Source organism: Desulfosporosinus shakirovi (genome assembly GCF_020595055.1).
Classification (GTDB): domain Bacteria; phylum Bacillota; class Desulfitobacteriia; order Desulfitobacteriales; family Desulfitobacteriaceae; genus Desulfosporosinus; species Desulfosporosinus shakirovi.
Genome location: NZ_JAJDOO010000008.1, coordinates 167,554 through 184,374, shown reverse-complemented (window position 1 = coordinate 184,374; position 16,821 = coordinate 167,554). Strand labels below are relative to the sequence as shown.

The 16,821-nt window shown below is 43.6% G+C and carries 16 protein-coding genes; 14 read left to right on the top strand and 2 right to left on the bottom strand.

Translation table 11 applies throughout. The annotated features are described in order from the left end of the window. Window positions 1–269 precede the first annotated feature (269 nt). From tnpA to LJE72_RS09655, 13 genes are all read left to right on the top strand, one after another. Entirely contained in the window at window positions 270–443 is a 174-nt protein-coding gene (gene tnpA, locus LJE72_RS09710) for an IS66 family insertion sequence element accessory protein TnpA (RefSeq protein WP_229247371.1), read from the top strand. A 75-nt stretch (window positions 444–518) separates the two neighbouring features. Continuing rightward, window positions 519–725: an IS66 family insertion sequence element accessory protein TnpB gene (gene tnpB, locus LJE72_RS26730; RefSeq protein WP_396390777.1), complete on the top strand. Its 207-nt coding sequence runs from the start codon at window positions 519–521 to the stop codon at window positions 723–725. 84 nt (window positions 726–809) lie between these two features. Beyond that, window positions 810–1,028: a transcriptional regulator gene (locus LJE72_RS09705; protein ID WP_229247370.1), complete on the top strand. Its 219-nt coding sequence runs from the start codon at window positions 810–812 to the stop codon at window positions 1,026–1,028. A gap of 128 nt (window positions 1,029–1,156) precedes the next feature. Next, on the top strand, window positions 1,157–1,990 hold the full coding sequence (locus LJE72_RS09700) for an SLAP domain-containing protein (protein ID WP_229247369.1): 834 nt from the start codon (window positions 1,157–1,159) through the stop codon (window positions 1,988–1,990). A 55-nt stretch (window positions 1,991–2,045) separates the two neighbouring features. Next, on the top strand, window positions 2,046–2,459 hold the full coding sequence (locus LJE72_RS09695; RefSeq protein ID WP_229247368.1) for a hypothetical protein: 414 nt from the start codon (window positions 2,046–2,048) through the stop codon (window positions 2,457–2,459). Window positions 2,460–2,612: 153 nt separating this feature from the next. Further along, window positions 2,613–3,776, top strand: a complete 1,164-nt coding sequence (locus LJE72_RS09690; RefSeq protein WP_229247367.1) for a TolC family protein — start codon at window positions 2,613–2,615, stop codon at window positions 3,774–3,776. Between the two features lie 413 nt (window positions 3,777–4,189). After that, a complete protein-coding gene (locus LJE72_RS09685) occupies window positions 4,190–5,680 on the top strand; it encodes a DEAD/DEAH box helicase (protein WP_229247366.1) in 1,491 nt (496 codons plus the stop codon). A 115-nt stretch (window positions 5,681–5,795) separates the two neighbouring features. Further along, window positions 5,796–6,140, top strand: a complete 345-nt coding sequence (locus LJE72_RS09680) for a M domain protein (protein WP_229247365.1) — start codon at window positions 5,796–5,798, stop codon at window positions 6,138–6,140. A gap of 198 nt (window positions 6,141–6,338) precedes the next feature. After that, entirely contained in the window at window positions 6,339–8,000 is a 1,662-nt protein-coding gene (locus LJE72_RS09675) for a S41 family peptidase (RefSeq protein ID WP_229247364.1), read from the top strand. Between the two features lie 32 nt (window positions 8,001–8,032). Then, window positions 8,033–8,383 carry a hypothetical protein gene (locus LJE72_RS09670; protein WP_229247363.1) on the top strand — a complete coding sequence of 117 codons (351 nt, stop codon included), beginning with the start codon at window positions 8,033–8,035 and terminating at the stop codon, window positions 8,381–8,383. Window positions 8,384–8,556: 173 nt separating this feature from the next. Next, a complete protein-coding gene (locus LJE72_RS09665) occupies window positions 8,557–9,765 on the top strand; it encodes an efflux RND transporter periplasmic adaptor subunit (protein WP_229247362.1) in 1,209 nt (402 codons plus the stop codon). Further along, window positions 9,762–12,917, top strand: a complete 3,156-nt coding sequence (locus tag LJE72_RS09660; RefSeq protein ID WP_229247361.1) for an efflux RND transporter permease subunit — start codon at window positions 9,762–9,764, stop codon at window positions 12,915–12,917. The genes LJE72_RS09665 and LJE72_RS09660 overlap by 4 nt, the downstream gene beginning before the upstream one ends. A 19-nt stretch (window positions 12,918–12,936) precedes the next feature. Further along, a complete protein-coding gene (locus LJE72_RS09655) occupies window positions 12,937–13,575 on the top strand; it encodes a TetR/AcrR family transcriptional regulator (RefSeq protein ID WP_229247360.1) in 639 nt (212 codons plus the stop codon). A 41-nt stretch (window positions 13,576–13,616) separates the two neighbouring features. Here the strand turns inward: LJE72_RS09655 and LJE72_RS09650 are convergent, their stop codons facing one another. Next, entirely contained in the window at window positions 13,617–14,021 is a 405-nt protein-coding gene (locus LJE72_RS09650; protein ID WP_229247359.1) for a hypothetical protein, read from the bottom strand. Window positions 14,022–14,294: 273 nt separating this feature from the next. Between LJE72_RS09650 and LJE72_RS09645 the strand changes: the two genes are divergently transcribed. Then, window positions 14,295–15,317, top strand: coding sequence for a cell wall hydrolase (locus LJE72_RS09645; RefSeq protein WP_229247358.1), 1,023 nt, complete (start codon window positions 14,295–14,297; stop codon window positions 15,315–15,317). 514 nt (window positions 15,318–15,831) lie between these two features. Here the strand turns inward: LJE72_RS09645 and LJE72_RS09640 are convergent. Beyond that, on the bottom strand, window positions 15,832–16,770 hold the full coding sequence (locus tag LJE72_RS09640; protein ID WP_229247357.1) for a metallophosphoesterase: 939 nt from the start codon (window positions 16,768–16,770) through the stop codon (window positions 15,832–15,834). Window positions 16,771–16,821: the final 51 nt, after the last annotated feature.

The window sequence follows — 16,821 nt, the reverse complement described above, 5'->3', positions numbered from 1 at the left end:
AACTGATTTATGAATGTCTGTACGAAGAAGGGATATGCCGATTTAATGAGTTATCCAATGGAGAATTCAAGAAATTGATACGGAAGAAGTATAACTATATCAAAAAAATTGCTAGCGAAGGATTTTATTAAAAACAGTTCTACGCCGTATCGGTGGAGCTGTTTTTATGCAATACGGTAGGTGATCCATCGCTTACAGAAAATACCTTCAATAGACTCTAGATTGGAGGTATTCCAAACGTGACTTAGCAAGAACAGCGGGCTGCACTCGTGGCAGAATGCAGGGCCAGCGGATTGACAGCTAAGGCGTGGTGCGAAGCTAAGGATATTAACTATCAACGGTATGTTACCTGGGCATCAAAACTTAACAAGGAAGGTCAACATAAACCTCAGCAGTGGGCTGATGTAAAGATGGAAAGAGAGGAGCGCGCCACAAGTGGCTAAACTGCGGTAAATGGACAATTTGTGTGGAAACCGGGTTCAGTCTCTCACTGCTTGCAGACGTACTTAAGGTCTTGGATGTCGTATGCTAAAGGATATCACGAACTACGACGGTATTACTTGGCTTGTGGAGTTACAGATCTGAGACGAGCGGTCGACGGCCTAGCTATCAACGTCAAACAGGAATTCAAGATGGATCCGTTTGAAAACTATCTTTTTCTGTTCTGTAATCGGGCCCGCAATCGCCCAAAAGCCCTTAGCAGGATAAGAAAGGTTTTGTCCTGAACTACAAGAGACTAGACGGGGCGGGAGCACACTTTAAATGGACAAAAAAACCAAGTACGGCAAACTCGTGTAAAGGGGTATATCATGTTTTTTGGATTAGAGTTCAAAGATAAGAAAACAGTAAAAGAGCTAATGAAAAATCGAAACCTTACGGCTAAGGAATTAGCGGACAAACTTAAATTAGATACTGTGGACATCCTGAAGATAGGTGACCTGAGTCTGAGAGATATATCAGAACCGCTGAGAGGCAAGCTCACCCCTATTCTAAGGGGAGATTACATGGACAATATGACTTGGCTTTAATTCATGTAAACATTTGCAAATGAGCATTGGTTTATATAAGAGAAAATATTAAAGAATATTCCAGTAGTAAAATGATCAAGGATATGAGAGAATAGTAATATCGCTTATAAATATTGGAGGATTAAATTATGATATTGAATTTCCCAAAAGTCTTTAAAGGTAAGGAATCGGATTCTGAGTTTTCAGAGCAAGACATCCTTGAATCGAACTCATTGGAACAGAATTCTGAAGAACTGTCTGATCCCTCCGTTACTGAAGGACGAGTTACCATTGATTTTACAAGCGCTTCGTCTACTGGTGGGGAACTATTAGTAGGTTTTTTTGTTACCAATGGATATAGTCAGAAAGTAAAGTTTAAGAATGTGCCATTAGTCTTATTAGATTCTGATAAACGAATTCTAGCTCAGCAATCGTTTAGCGGAGAGACCATAGGTGAAGTTCTTGGTGGTTCGGCAAAGGCCTGTGTTGTTCGCTTTCAATCGGGTAATGTCTATACTAAAGATATTCCTGCAGATTGTCAGGTGTGTTTTGACGTTCGACCTAAACGTTCCAAGAGCATTAAAATTCAATACCAGGCCTTGCCTGAGAGTATCTCAGTAGGCCAAAAGCAGGAACTGGAACAGGCATTAGCAAAACTTCCGCCAATGAAGCCAGGAGAAGTGAATCTCTCGCCACTATGCGCAAAGATTACAACACAAAATGATCTTCTAGCTACTGTCATAATCCGAAATGCCACGGCCAAGCCAATAGAATTGAAGCAAGTTCCCTTAGTTATATTTGACGCTCATCAAGAGGAGTTAGCACGTGGGCTATTTGATGTCAAGAATATAACAATCGAACCGTATAAGGCAATATTGTGGACCTTTAACTTTGAGAATGTTATAAAAGATCAGGACATTGATTTATCAAGTTGGCATATTGATGTTCTACAAAAAGACAAGCCCAAACTTGTCATACATTAGACGATGCATATATAAAATCTAATGGGATAGGTGGAGAAAAGGAGGAAATAAAACATTGTCTAAGCATAAATGGTTAACAATTATTGGTGTATTAACAATGTTTCTTTTGATAACAGGATGTTCAGATTCAAAATCAACTCCAGACAATACAAAAGTGCAAGACCCAACGAATCAAGAAACAGAATCAAAAGGAGATAATCCTCCGACTACGACTAAATTAGAGAGTGATGTGAGCTTGGAAGATCAGTTAGAGGCCGAAAAGGGTATAGAAAGTGTCATGGTTCAAGTGATAGAAGGAGAACAACCTGCCGTGAACGTTGATATTACAATTAATAATGAGCAGGCGCTGTCCGCTGACCAAGTCGTGGAGAAATATAGTCAGGTTATTAAAGAAAAATATCCTAACCGTACTATAGATATCATTGTGATCCAGGATGGGAAAATGTTAAAGCAGGCTACATTTAAATAAAGTACTCTGAGGGCAGGGCCTTAGCAGTCCTGTCCTCAGAATATCCCGTCACCATGAATATTCCGACAATTTTATTAGCGCTAATTACAATTTGACATCTGAAAAATTGTAAATTACAATTAGTTCATAGGTATCATGAAAGGAAGTTTACATATGAAGAAACTATTTGGAGTATCATTAATGTCGGCCATGTTAATTTTTGGACAACCTTTTATGGCTTTAGCTGACACAACAGGCCCTAGAACAATAAATTTTGAGGATATTGAAAGTATTATTGCTGAACAGAATATTAACGTACAGATTAATCAGAACGAACGACTAAAGGGTAAGGTTAGCAGCGCAGATCTTAAGAGAACGATTAAAGAATTAGAGGATGATCTTGAAGATATTAAGGATGAAAGAGGGGAAGCTAGTGACCTTTCTGAAATCATAACCTTAAATGCGGAAAAACGTGGATTACTAGAGGCCCTAAAGCAAGTCGAGAGAGGTATAGTTGATCTGCCGACTGCCTTGGCTATTATTGATCTTCAAGCTTCGATGAGTGATGATTATCAGACGCTTTCCGCAGAAAGCAATTTTATTAAGTATAACCAGTCTAATTTAGATTTAGAAGATATTGCCAGGAGTATTGACAGCACTCAAGACCAGCTGACCAACCTGCAATTACAAGAGAGTCTGGGTATGGTGTCCAGTAATAATTTGAATGCTATTCGGACTATGTTAGTTGACTTGCAAACGAAGCTTGAAAGTACTAAATTGGTCCAAGATTCTTATGAACGTCAATTAAAAGATTTGCTCAATGAGCAGGAGAATTCCTTGGTAATCGGCAGTATCCCTTCAGTTGATGAAGATTTTATTGTTAAGGATACAGATGCCGATCTGAAAGCTGCATTGGAGAATAATTATAATATCAAAATTCAGGAACAACAAATTGTGATGCTACAGTCTGCTCTTGAATCAGCGAAAAAAGATCATGGAATGTCATCACAAGAGTACAAAGAGGCAGATTATGATTTAGCTAATGCGAACTTAAAGCTTACCCAGGCAAAGGAAAGCTTGAAAACAAGTTATTACACTATGATTGATGATATTTCTAAATTACAGAGTGCACTTAAACTGGCAGATCAGAATCTTGAAGATCAAAAAGTGGCACTTTCTGAAGCTCAAATCAGAATGGGTTTAGGAATGATTTCAAAGTTGGAAATGGATGATGCGAACAATATTTATCAGGTCAAAGAAAATGCGGTAAAGGCAATGCGGATTAATTTATTTAATGCAAAATGCAATTACGAGTGGTTTTTAAAAGGACTCAGCTAAAAAACATCCACATATCCACAATCTAGGAGTAAATCTGTGGATTTATCTTGACTTTCGCATACATTAGTGCTAATTTTATTTTGTAAGTCAGTTAGACCCATTTGAACCAAATGACTTGCGCAATTGGGACCTCCGGACGCGGAGGTCCTTTAGTATGTCTTGGATTAGATTTTTTTGGATTTATATTTTCATGCGCTTTCTATTAATGGATAACTATGGTATAATATATAGTTGGTGCCATAAAGCGTCTATTTCTCTCGTTGGCGAAACTCACGCGCTATCGCGAATATTCTGTTTCGGCGGTTAATTGATAGATAAGATATTTTTTCTTCGCAGTCATAGTTCGCAGTTATAGATAAGGACGCAATTGGAAAACTTAAAGAATATAACACACAAAAAGGAGAATGAAAGTATTGGCTACATTTACAGACTTAGAATTAAGTGAACCGGTTATGAGATCGATTATCAACATGGGGTTTGAAGAGACGACCCCTATTCAAGAACAGACCATCCCTTCGGCGATGCAGGGCAAGGATCTAATCGGTCAGGCCCAAACCGGAACAGGCAAGACAGCGGCTTACGGGATACCTTTGGTTGAGAGAATTATGGCTCAAGCCGAACATATTCAAGGGATTGTTCTGGCACCTACTCGGGAATTAGCGGTCCAAGTAGCTGAGGAGCTAAACAAGATTGGGCAGTTTAAAAGAATTAATGCCCTACCCATTTATGGCGGACAAGGAATCGATTGGCAAATAAGAGCTCTTAAGAAGAGACCGCATATTATTGTGGCGACTCCGGGACGTTTGATGGACCACATGAGAAGGAAAACGATTCGCCTTCATGAAATCAAAATCGTTGTTCTGGACGAAGCGGATGAGATGCTGAATATGGGCTTTTTGGATGATATCGAAACCATCCTCAAGGAAATCCCTGAAGAGCGCCAGACATTGCTCTTCTCGGCTACGATGCCCAGACAGATTCAAAATATCGCCCAGCGGTTTATGAAGAACCCAGAGTTGATTAGTATTAAAGCGACCGGTGTCACAGTCTCTGATATTGAGCAACATTATGTGGAAGTCACGGAGCGTTTAAAGTTCGATGTCTTATCACGTATCTTAGATATTCAATCCCCGGATTTGTCGATTGTGTTCGCCAGAACTAAGCGGCGCGTTGATGAGCTTTCCGAGGCCTTGAGCAAGCGTGGGTATTCAGCTGAAGGCATTCACGGCGACTTGACTCAGAGCAAGAGAGACAGCGTCCTGAGACAGTTTAAAGATGGGACAATTGAGGTTTTGGTTGCTACTGATGTAGCTGCCCGGGGGCTCGATATCAGCGGAGTGACTCACGTCTTTAATTTTGATATCCCTCAAGACCCGGAGAGTTATGTCCATCGTGTCGGACGTACGGGTCGGGCAGGGAAATCCGGTCTGGCGATTACCTTAGTCACTCCACGGGAGATAGGTATGCTTCGCCTGATAGAATCTGTAATCAAGCGAAGGATTATACGTAAACCTATACCAACCATTGTAGAAGCAGTCCAAGGTCAGCAACGCCTGACTATGACTGAGATCTTGCGTGTCATCGCAGAAGAGGATATCGAGAAATATAAAGGAGTCGCTGAAGATTTACTGGCTGAAAACGATTCAGTAACACTTTTGTCCGCAGCGCTCAAGATTATTACCAAGGAACCTGACAATGTTGAAGTTCGCTTAACCGAAGCCGCACCGGCTCGGGGCAGAAGTATGGGTGGCAGAAACATGGGGAATGCCAGACCTCAGCAAGGAAACTTCCATCGAGATGGCTACGGTCAAAAGGTGGATACCTGGTCGAGGAGAAAAGGTGCCGATTTTCGCGGAGGCACTGCCGGACCTCAAAGAGGCAGGGACAATAAGCGGAACGGCTAATAGGTTTTTATATGCAGGAAAAGGTTGTTAGTGACCTTTTCCTTTTTTTGAGCACAATTTATCTTGTTGGAGGAACTTAAGAATGGTATAATTTTGAAAGATAGGTGGTGAAACAATGGAGAATGAGATTAAAGGGATGCTTGGGCTTATACTCAATAAACTGGATGGGTTAGAGTCAAAAGTGGATAAGTTAGAGTCAAAAGTAGATAAGTTAGAGTCAAAAGTAGATAAGTTAGAGTCGACAATGGAATTAAGAATGGACACCTTAGAGTCGAAAATGGAATTAAGAATGGATAACTTAGAGTCTCGACAAGATGAGATATATTTGATTGTGAAGGCTATAGAGCATAACAATCAAGTTCATAGGGCAGAGATCGACAATCTAAAATATACGGTAAGCAATATGGAAGGTACGATAAACACTATAGGTGATGTAATTACAAAACGAAAGGCGATATAAATGAAATATTTTGAGGTTCAATTCAGAGAATAAAAATGCTCTCTTTAGTGAGGTAACTATAGAGGGCATTTTTATATGCTTTGCAAGAACTTTTTACATTAAAAGAACTTTTGGCGTTGGTCGAAGGTAATTCCATTAACGTGTCGAATCTATAATCCATAGTGAGGTCTGGAACTTCGGAGAGGAGATTATTAAAATATGCCAGCAAGATTTTTGAGGAAGAAAGCAGTCGGTCACAGTCTATTAAGCATTATGCTCGTACTACTGTTAACAGTGAGTAATTCAACGATGGTCTTGGCTTCCGACGCAGGAGTCTTGACTGAAATTCGTTCTCTTATTAAAACTCAGTATGTCGAGTCGGTTTCAAACAATGTATTAAACGCTCCAACCGTGGAAGAGACACTGAAAAGACTGGGAGACCCGCACACCATGTATTTCACGCCGGAGCAATACCAGGAATTCGTCGGAAGTATTGATATGAGCTTTACGGGGATTGGGATTTATATTGAGATCGTACCTGAAGGAGTAGAGGTATTGAGTGTCATTTCAAGCTCCCCGGCAGAAGAGGTTGGCTTAGAAGCCGGAGATGTTATTATTCGTGCCGCAGGGGAATCCTTAGCGGGGCTTAATTCGGAAGAGGCTGTGAACTTAATTCGGGGCCTTGAAGGAAGTAAGGTTCAACTCAAGGTAAAGCAAGGCACAGTGACCCGAGATCTGAAGGTTGAGCGCCGAGCGATTTCTGAGCCCACTGTGACAGGGGAGATATTGGACGGACATATAGGCTATTTGGATGTGAATTCCTTTGGGAGTTCTACACCTGAGGAATTCGAGACTGCTGCTAAGCTGTTAAAAGATCAAAATGCAGATAGTTGGATTGTAGATTTGAGAAATAACGGAGGCGGATATCTGAGTTCGGCTCTTGAACTGGCGGGCTATTTTATCGGATCGGATATTGCGGTACGCGTACAGGATCGGACCAGTACTCTTTCTCCCATTGAGGCAAGGGATCCCGGTTGGAAAATTGATGAACGCATCATCTTTCTAATCAATGAAAACAGTGCCAGCGCTTCAGAGGTTCTGGCTGCCGCGGTCAAGGATTATGGCAAGGCGACTCTTGTCGGAACTACCTCCTATGGCAAAGGATCGGTTCAGAGCATGTTTCCTTTGGAGAATGGAGGAGTTCTTAAAATGACGGTGGATCACTTTTATTCTCCGCTGGGGAATCAGATCGATAATGTAGGGGTCAGCCCTAATGTCGTGATCCAGCAGGCAGACTCACTCAAAGCAGCGGAACTTATGTTAACCGATACAACCGCAGCACTTGCTTTAGCTCGAACGAATGATTATTGGGAAGCTTGGGGTGAACTGTCTGGCGTCGTTGAAAATAATTCCCAACAACCGTCGTTAAATTATCTCCATTACTATTCAAACTATAGTCAAGTTGCTCAGTTATCAGATATTCCGCTGGACAAGAAATTCACAGTGAATTTTTCAGGGGAGATAGATTGGCGGAGTGTAAATAACTCCAGCATCGAGCTGATTAACAGCTTCACAGGGGAGAGGACGCTTTCGACCTTTGAACCGCTGGGGACTTCCGGTGTGCAAGTGATTCCTCAGGTTGAGTTAACTTCGGATACGACCTACTGGCTGGTCATTCATCCGACAGTCCTGGGGACCTCCGGTCAGTCCGTGCAAGAGGGTGGCCTGGCGATTGCGCACACCATCACCGGGGGGGAAGAAGTCGGAGGCACTTCTAAGATTCAATCCTTTAAGGCGAAGGTAAGGATTAGTGAGAGGAACGTGATAACTCCTTATGATCCGGACTATGGCGCTGCTATTAAGGATTTGAGCGAAAGATAATAGGGATAGGATGACAGAGTGGAGGATGAGCTATGGTTTTTGAAGTGTGTGCTCTTGTTGCTACCATCATTTTCGGAGTGATCGGCGTTGAATTAATGCTTTGGATACGCTCTGCCCGGAAACTAACGGATGAAGCTAAGCAGACAGTACAGGATATTAATGCTCATTTGCCTTATCTGCTATCGGATGTTCAGGCGGTTACCTCCATAGTGAGACAAACAAGCGAGCAAGTGGGTGGAACGGTGAATGAGGTGGCGGTGAGTCTGGAGGAAATGAGAAAGAATCCACTGCGCTTTATTGCTGTTTTCATAGAGGGCATAAAACAACTAATGGCCTTATGGCAGGACATTCGAGGGCGTAAAAAGGAAGCTTCAGACAGATGAGTAAATAATTAGCAGCCCATCAGTTTAACTGGTGGGTTACTCTTATTTTTCAGCAGATTATTTAGTAAAAAGGCTTGATTTCCAAGGGTATTCAAGGTATAACTAAGAAGTGACCGAACAGTCGGTTTTGAAGATCAGAGATAATATATGGGTAAAAGTGGAGGAGATTGGCATTGGAAAAGAAAACTTGGAAAAAGGGAAAGGTCCGGATACTGCTCGTGGCGCTGTTGGCATTTGGCTTGCTGACAGGGTGCAGTGGAAGTGAGCCCGCTGCCGTCGTCGAGGAAAAATACATACCGGTAGAAGTGGAAATGGTCGGAAATAAAGCCCTCGTTAATACTGCCATTTTGAGTGGAAAGGTTTCATCTGAGACGGATGTGGCTGTCATTCCAAAGGTTCAGGGCAAGGTTGAGTCTGTCAATGTGAAGGTAGGAGATACAGTTCATGCGGGAGAGGTTCTCTTAACTATCGACACAACTGATTTAAATAATGCCTATCAGTTAGCTGAAGCTCAATATCAAAACAGCAAAGAACAGTGGGAGTCTGCAAAAACCTCCCTGGAAAGAACAAAAGCTCTTGCTTCAGAAAAGATTGCCGATGCCAGACTGACCCTAGCAAATACAAAGGCCCTTTATGATGCCGGTGCAGCTTCAAAGTCTCAACTCGACCAAGCAGAGTTAGGACTTAAGGAGCTGGAATCCTCTTATGCCGGACAGATTGAACAATTAAGTGTGCAAGCCTCAGACAGCAGTTTGAAGTTGGTTGAAGTTCAACTTACCCAAGCACGCGAATCTCTGGATAATGCAACCGTAACTGCCCCTGTAGATGGGATCGTCTCTCAGGTCAATGTAACGGTAGGAAATACGGCAACGAGTGCCCAAGCCGCTCTGAGTCTCACGAGTGCCAATAGTCTATATAGTACTATTAGTGTTCCGGAGAATTTGGTGAACAGACTGGATAAGAATCGCGAAGTAAAGGTTACGGTGCCGTCGGTGTCCGAGAAGAACTTTGCAGGGAAGATTGATAATATTAGTCCGTCAGCTGACCCGAAGACTCAGCTCTATCCACTTAAAGTTCTGATTGAGAATATGGATGGTTTAATTAAACCAGGCATGTTTGCTAAAGTCGAACTGGTTACAGATGAGAAGGCAGACGTAATGGCCATTAAAAGTGAGGCCGTCGTTCTTAAAAATGAAAAAACAATTGTTTGGGTAGTTCAAGAAGATAAAGCCCTCGCTAAAGAGGTTGTCACAGGCCTGGATACGGGGGTGGATATAGAAATCCTCGAAGGGTTGAACCAGGGAGACACGGTGATCGTTAAAGGGCAAACCCTAGTTGACGAAGGCCACAAGGTGAAGATTGTGGGAGGGGAAGAGTCTTGAAGTTAGTAGAAGTTTCGGTTAAGCGCCCAGTCACAATCATCATGGCGATGCTGGTTATCATTCTTCTGGGTGGTATTTCTCTGACTCGCCTGCCGATTGATCTTTTGCCGAACATAGAAATTCCTGTTTCGATCGTAGTGACACAATATACTGGGGTAGGTCCTCAAGAAATTGAGAAGCTTATTACTAATCCTCTGGAAGGAGCCGTTTCCACCGTTGAAAATATTGATACGGTTACTTCGACAACGACTGAGGGGAGCTCAATCGTTATAGCACAGTTTAAGAACGGAACGGACATGGATTTTGCGACCCTTCAAATGAGGGAGAAGGTTGACCAGATTAAGAGCAGTTTGCCTTCTGAGGCAGGGGCCCCGATGGTCATGAAGCTGGATTTAGATGCGATGCCTGTAGTTACACTGACTCTGAGCGGACACGATGCTGACTTGGCTAAGCTGCAGTCTATTGCGGAAGATAAGCTTAAACCACAACTTGAACGTGTGTCAGGGGCTGCTTCAGTCTCTGTCGTCGGAGGGTATGAGGAGCAGGTTAAGATCAAAACCCATCTGGAGAAAATGAATGGGTACGGCCTAACCATTAATTCCTTAGCGCAACTCATTGGCGCAGAAAACCTTAACTCCCCGGGAGGTGAGGTTCAAAAGGGAAACCAGGATCTTACAATTCGGACAACAGGTGAGTTCGAATCTGTGGAGGAAATTAAAGATCTTCTGATTCCGCTCCCCGGCGGAGGGCAGATTAGATTAAAAGATATAGCGGATGTTGGCATAGAGCATAAGGAAGTCACCGCAATCTCCAAATCAAATGGAGAAAAGAGTGTTAGTGTCTCTGTTCAAAAACAATCAGGGACGAATACAGTTCAAGTGGCAGATGAGGTAAATGCTACCGTTGAAGCCTTTGCCAAAGAGTACCCTGATTTGACAGTTAATATAGTCTTGGACCAGTCTATTGATATCAAGCAATCCATAAAAACGGTTGAAAATGAAGCTATTATGGGTGGTATCTTAGCCATTATAGTAGTTTTCCTGTTCTTCCATAATATCAGAACCACCTTTATTACAGCGACGGCGATTCCTATCGCCATGATGGCGACCTTTGCAGTCCTTTATTTTGCTGGAATCACCATTAACATGATGACTCTGGGGGGGTTAACCCTGGCCATGGGACGTCTGGTGGATGATAATATCGTAGCCTTGGAAAACATTCATCGACATCGCCAGGAAGGATACTCCAAATACGAGGCTGCTGTTAAAGGGGTATCTGAGGTCGGGATGGCTGTTTTCGCCTCCACCTTGACCACAGTTGCGGTCTTTCTCCCCATCGTCTTTGTTGAGGGGACTGTGTCCATAATTTTCAGGGAATTGGCCATGACCTTTGCTATATCTCTGATGGCCTCACTCCTGGTTTCCCTAACCTTAGTTCCGACGCTTTCTGCTAAGCTCATGAAAACCGGGGCTATTCCAGAGGGACGTACGGGAATTAAAGGGCTTATCGACGGATTTAGTCGCGGGTTTGACAAGATCTTTGGGCGAATTGAAGCTGTCTACAAGAAGTTTCTGCACTATGCTTTGCATCATCGAAAGACTGTAATGGCGGCTGCAACGGTACTTTTTGTCCTCTCAGCCGCATCCGCTTTCAGCTTGGGGGCAGAATTCATGCCTGAGTCAGACGTTGGACAATTAAGAATCAGCGCGACTATGCCGGATGGAGCCCAGGTGGAGGACACTGAAGACACGGTTACGCAAATTGAGGAGAAGCTGGAAGGTATTTCTGAGATTGAAACAATCTTTACCCAAATCGGAACCAGCGGTGGCTTGTCTTTTGGAGGAGATACGGCCAATACCGGATCAGTCAGTATTCAGTTAGTGGATTTGGACGCTAGAACCCGGAGCGTCGTAGAGGTGAGCGATGAGATTCGTTCTTTGACAAAAGACATCCCCGGTGCTGAAATTCAAGTGACAGTATCAGATAATATGCAAATGGGAGGATCAACAACTCCCATTGACATTGCAATCAAAGGGGAGGAACTTGATGATCTTAAGAAGATAGGAACGGAGATACAAACGATCGTCGCGTCGGTAGATGGAACCCGTGAAGTTAAGACAAGTATGACGGACGGGGTCCCGGAGGTCGTTGTTAAAGTCAATCGTCCCAATGCCGCCCAATTTGGTTTATCGGCTGCTCAGATTTCCCAGGCTGTCAAGGGGACTATTTCCGGAACCACTGCCACAACTTATCGCTATGAAGGATCGGAAATTGATGTCGTACTTTCTGGAGATGAGACTTTTAAGACCAGTCTTGAAAACCTGGGGCAGACTCCCATCCCCACACCTTCGGGGATTACCATTCCTCTTAGTCAAGTCGCTGAAGTTGAGATAGGGCGTGGTCCGGTGCAAATTGAGCGCACGGGACAGACCCGGGTGGTTCATGTTACGAGTCAGATCATTGAACGGGATTTGAGGAGTGTCACGACAGATATTGAAGCAAAGTTAAAAGAGTATCCGCTTCCGGATGGGTATACGTATGAAGTATTGGGTGAGAATGAAGAACTGATGGAATCCTTTGCAGATTTGGGGATGGCCTTAGTACTGGCAATCCTGCTCGTCTACATGATTTTAGCATCTCAGTTCGAATCCTTGTTGCACCCATTCACGATTATTCTATCCTTGCCCATGGGATTCTCCGGCGGGATGTTGGGACTGTTTATTACCCGAACAACCTTAAGCGTGCCCTCGTTTATTGGATTGATTCTCCTGGTAGGTATTGCCGTGAGTAATGCCATCGTCTTGGTGGATTATATTATAAAACGCAGAGAGCGGGGAGAAGAACGAGAAGAGGCTATCGAAAATGCCGGGCCGATTCGTTTGCGGCCGATTATGATGACCACACTTGCAACGATCCTTGGTCTGTTACCGATGGCTTTAGGGATTGGAGAAGGTTCAGAAACCATGGCTCCGATGGCGATCGTCGTAATTTTCGGGCTTGCACTCTCGACAGTCTCAACCCTGTTGCTTGTCCCGGTTATTTATACGATTTTTGAGGATATTCGAGATTCAAGAAAACGTAAAAAGGAAAAGAAAAAGCAAAAGCAAAAGCAAAAGCAAAGCACTGCACCTCAGACAACGCACTCAGTTTAATGGCTGGTTTCGATGCTCGATGGATGATCGAGGTTCATCTAAGAGCGTCGATCATCGCCTCAGTTTAAAGGAGATGGTACCCACGGCGTCGCGAGAAGAAAAACAGACAGAAATAATTAAAGCTGCTATCCGGGTTTTTTCTAAATACGGCTTCGACGGCGCAAAGATGGAGTATATTGCCAAAGAGGCGGGAATCGGAAAAGGAACAGTGTACGAGTACTTTGAAAGCAAGGATGGCTTATTTGAAGAAATACTCAAATTTAGTGTGGAGAAATTTAGAATTGGGCTTAAAGAGAGTATGGATAAGGGAGAGACTATTGAGCAAAAGATTATGAACTGCTCAAGTTTTACCGCTCAATTTATGAACGATCATATGGAGTTTGTGCACATTGCTATGCAGGTTAAAATCCTATCGGAAGATATTCGTGTTCATTACATGGCGGTTCAGTCGGTTATTATCGAATATTACAAAGAGATGGTCAAGGGCGCTAAAGAAAAAGGGGAATTGAGATCCGACCTTGATGTGGAATTGGCTACCTGTTGTATTATTGGAACACTGGATCAGTTTTGTAAACAAAGGGTTTTTATCGGTCCAAGACCTACAGGGGAGGTAGATCATCCGGCAATTGTGGATGTGATATTGAGAGGGCTTAGATAACAAACAAATATTAAAGAGCTCCGCCGATTCGGCGGAGCTCTTTATGACTGATAAGGATTTGGGGAATTCAATGGGGGAGTAACTAATTTCGTTGGGGGGTTTTCAATGCGATTTAGTAGGGAGCCATAGAAGGCGTGGTTTCGGCAATTCTTCTCCAGTGTAGAGGATAACGCTTTGGCGGCCGATGGCAAAAAGTAAGAATTATCGTTTATACCGAGCATCAAACGATAGCGTTTATTAAGAATCCCATATTGGGTCTCAACTAGCAACAGTTCAAGTACAGCAATATCCACATATTCCGGGTCTGCATAATCCAGGCGGTTCCAGGCATGTTCCATTTTTTCTCTAGTCTCTTCGATTTCCATTAGCAGGCGTTCTTCCTCGCTGAGCGGGGCTTCTTCGGGGGGAGAAAACGACAATAACAGGTTTTTAATAAAAGCCTTCATAGTTGTCAGCCTCACCTCACTTACCAAGCTTGACGAAACAAAAGATGAGACTAATCTACCTTTGCTTAGTCATTATAATATATGTTTGCTTTAGTAGCTTATGACAAATAAGTGTCAAGCATTCTGCTACAATTAAGCATTTAATTTAGCGTTGTTATAAAACTCACCTCAAATGGGAAAGACTAGAAATAGTCTAATAATCAAGAGGTGATTTTTATTTTATTACCACACCGACGATGTCGGAAATCCTTGGCGATAGTCCTATGTGGGATAATGTGCTTGTTTTTATGGCAAGCCAATATTTATCCTGTGCTGGGGCTAGGGAGCGAAACCACAACCAATGCAAATAACGGGCTCAATACTAATTCAATAGCCACGATGAAAATCGTAGTTCAGCGTGGAGAAACCCTTTGGGATTTAGCTCAAAGGTATCAAACAACCGTCGACCAACTTGTAAAGCTTAACCGTGTAAAAAGCCCGGATCAAATCAGAGAAGGGCAATCATTATGGGTTCCGGCTTCAGTAACTAAGAAGAGATCTGAAGATCTCAAGCCGATGGATGTAAAAGAATATACCGATAAAATCTTGGTAACTTCTCCGCAAGCAAAAGTAAATACTGCTGAGAAGGAACAAGTTGCTGAAGAAGATGATGAAGCCTATACACCTTGGTGGGTAAGTGTCTTAAGGAGTATTCCGATTTTTGCCAAAAACCATCAAGAAGATTATACCACTGCAGATTCAAGCAACTTATTTCCATCAACCGAGTCCGAGATCAAAACCTACGAAATATTCGTAAACAAAGACATTCAATTACCTGAGAAATTAACCATAAGCCAGCTCCCGCCAACTAAAAACGACAGTCAGACACCAGAGAATCCAAAAGCCGTTCCAGCTGTCTCCTCTGAAAGCCAGATTCATTCACGAGGACTGGGGCGCTTAGTCTCCGAACAGGAGATCGAACTGCTGAGCCGTGTCATCTATGGAGAAGCCAGAGGGGAAGATTTCATAGGACAAGTCGCTGTCGGAGCAGTTGTACTTAATCGCCTGAAGGATCCTCGTTTTCCGAAAACAATACAAGGAATCGTATACCAATCCGGAGCCTTTACTGCGGTAAATGATCGACAAATTCATCTAGACCCAAATGATCAGGCCTATAAGGCAGCGGAAGCAGCTCTATCCGGTCTGGATCCAACCAATGGAGCAATCTTTTACTACAACCCAAAAACCGCAACAGACCAATGGATTAAGAGCCGTACCGTTATCAAACGCATCGGCAACCATACGTTCAGCATTTAGAGGTAAAGGCCCACTCAGGGCGAAAGCCCCACAACAATCGATGTTGTGGGGCTTTCACTATTCGAGCGTGTAATTTAGCCAGCCTCATCTTATTAGGCGGATTGGACCAATAAGCTAATTCGGGGTTAACTGAAAAGTTCTGAGAACCGTCCCCAAAGATACACTCAGAAGGAGCACATGAAATGTGCCTTCTCCCAAGCAACGTCCCCCTTGACCTAAGACCAGGGACGCAGTGAGACACAAGCGCGACGTCTTTACGTAAGCAGAAAAGCAAACTTCCGTTTAAGCGACCGACCCGAAACGCGGGGCAGTGTACAAGTATGTACACTGCCGCCAGTGAGCCAGGGACGGCTCATCTGGCACGATAGTCTCCAGTGGAGATTATCGCCGTAGGCGGATTCTTCAAAATAATACTATCGCCGAAGGATGAACCCCGCTCCCCAAAGCCAGTCGCTTAAACGGTTAGTTTGCTCTGCGTCGTAAGCACCGAGCGCTGTGTCATACAAGTCCCTCGCTAAGTAGTCCGAAGCCCCGGCTCCCCATTCCCCTTACGCAAGGTGAAAAAAGCAATCTCGGGAGGGACATTAAAACGCAAAGGGATCATGCTTTCTCCAATACCCGTATTGATATACAAGGGAACTCCATTGATGACATGGTAACCTTCATAAAACCCCAGGTCCCCTAAATAAGTATTGGTGATCAGAGGCCCGAATCCCGGCAGGCGGATTTGTCCGCCATGGGTATGCCCCGTGAGAAGAAGATCAGCTCCGTTTTTTGCTACGTCGTCCAGACAATCTGTGGAATGAGCTAAGACGAGGCGAAAGGGAGGATCGGTTTCAAGTCGCTGAGAAGAGAATACTTTTTGGTAAGCTAAATCTACTTCATCATGAGCCGTCGCCGGGTCGTCGATTCCGATGACCCAAAGGTTTAGGTTCGGGAGGAAAGCGGCATCGTTTAATAAGGGAGTCCATCCAATGCTGTTTAATTCTTGGAGATAGCGTTTAAAAAGAGTGCGGGAGAGGTGACTGTAATCGTTGTTTCCCAAGACGACAAAATTACCGTAAGGAGCAGTTAATCCACCCAAATAGGGGGCTAATTTATCCAGATCCGTGCGGGTAGATATGATATCTCCTGTGATCACGAGGAGGTCAGGTTTTCCAGCCATTACCTTTTCGCAGATATTTTCTGGGGAAATTCGTAAGGTCTCAAGATGTAAATCGCTTAGTTGGCAGATGGTTTTTCCCTCTAAGGCTGCCGGCAGGTTCGGATAATATAAATCCCAATTTTGGCGTTTTAGTGTAAGAGTGTCGTATTCTGCCCAGCCGAGGACTCCTGCTCCGGCAAGGGGGATTGAAGAAAGAAGCCAATGATTTGCTATGAAACTGCCGATTCCACGGAAGAAATTACGGCGAGATACTTTTTTGGCAAGAGGGTGAGTCAATTTATTGGGCAAGCAGTATTTACCTCCTTTCAGAACCCTTCTGTGAGCACTATCATATCATGA

Bases quoted from the DNA above. Each gene is read 5' to 3' on its own strand.
- LJE72_RS09670 (WP_229247363.1), top strand. From the start codon at position 8,033: ATGGTTTTTGAAGTGTGTGCTCTTGTTGCTACCATCATTTTCGGAGTG.
- LJE72_RS09650 (WP_229247359.1), bottom strand. From the start codon at position 14,021: ATGAAGGCTTTTATTAAAAACCTGTTATTGTCGTTTTCTCCCCCCGAA.
- LJE72_RS09645 (WP_229247358.1), top strand. From the start codon at position 14,295: ATGTGCTTGTTTTTATGGCAAGCCAATATTTATCCTGTGCTGGGGCTA.
- LJE72_RS09680 (WP_229247365.1), top strand. From the start codon at position 5,796: ATGGAGAATGAGATTAAAGGGATGCTTGGGCTTATACTCAATAAACTG.
- LJE72_RS09655 (WP_229247360.1), top strand. From the start codon at position 12,937: ATGGATGATCGAGGTTCATCTAAGAGCGTCGATCATCGCCTCAGTTTA.
- LJE72_RS09705 (WP_229247370.1), top strand. From the start codon at position 810: ATGTTTTTTGGATTAGAGTTCAAAGATAAGAAAACAGTAAAAGAGCTA.
- LJE72_RS09690 (WP_229247367.1), top strand. From the start codon at position 2,613: ATGAAGAAACTATTTGGAGTATCATTAATGTCGGCCATGTTAATTTTT.
- tnpB (WP_396390777.1), top strand. From the start codon at position 519: ATGTCGTATGCTAAAGGATATCACGAACTACGACGGTATTACTTGGCT.
- LJE72_RS09700 (WP_229247369.1), top strand. From the start codon at position 1,157: ATGATATTGAATTTCCCAAAAGTCTTTAAAGGTAAGGAATCGGATTCT.
- LJE72_RS09675 (WP_229247364.1), top strand. From the start codon at position 6,339: ATGCCAGCAAGATTTTTGAGGAAGAAAGCAGTCGGTCACAGTCTATTA.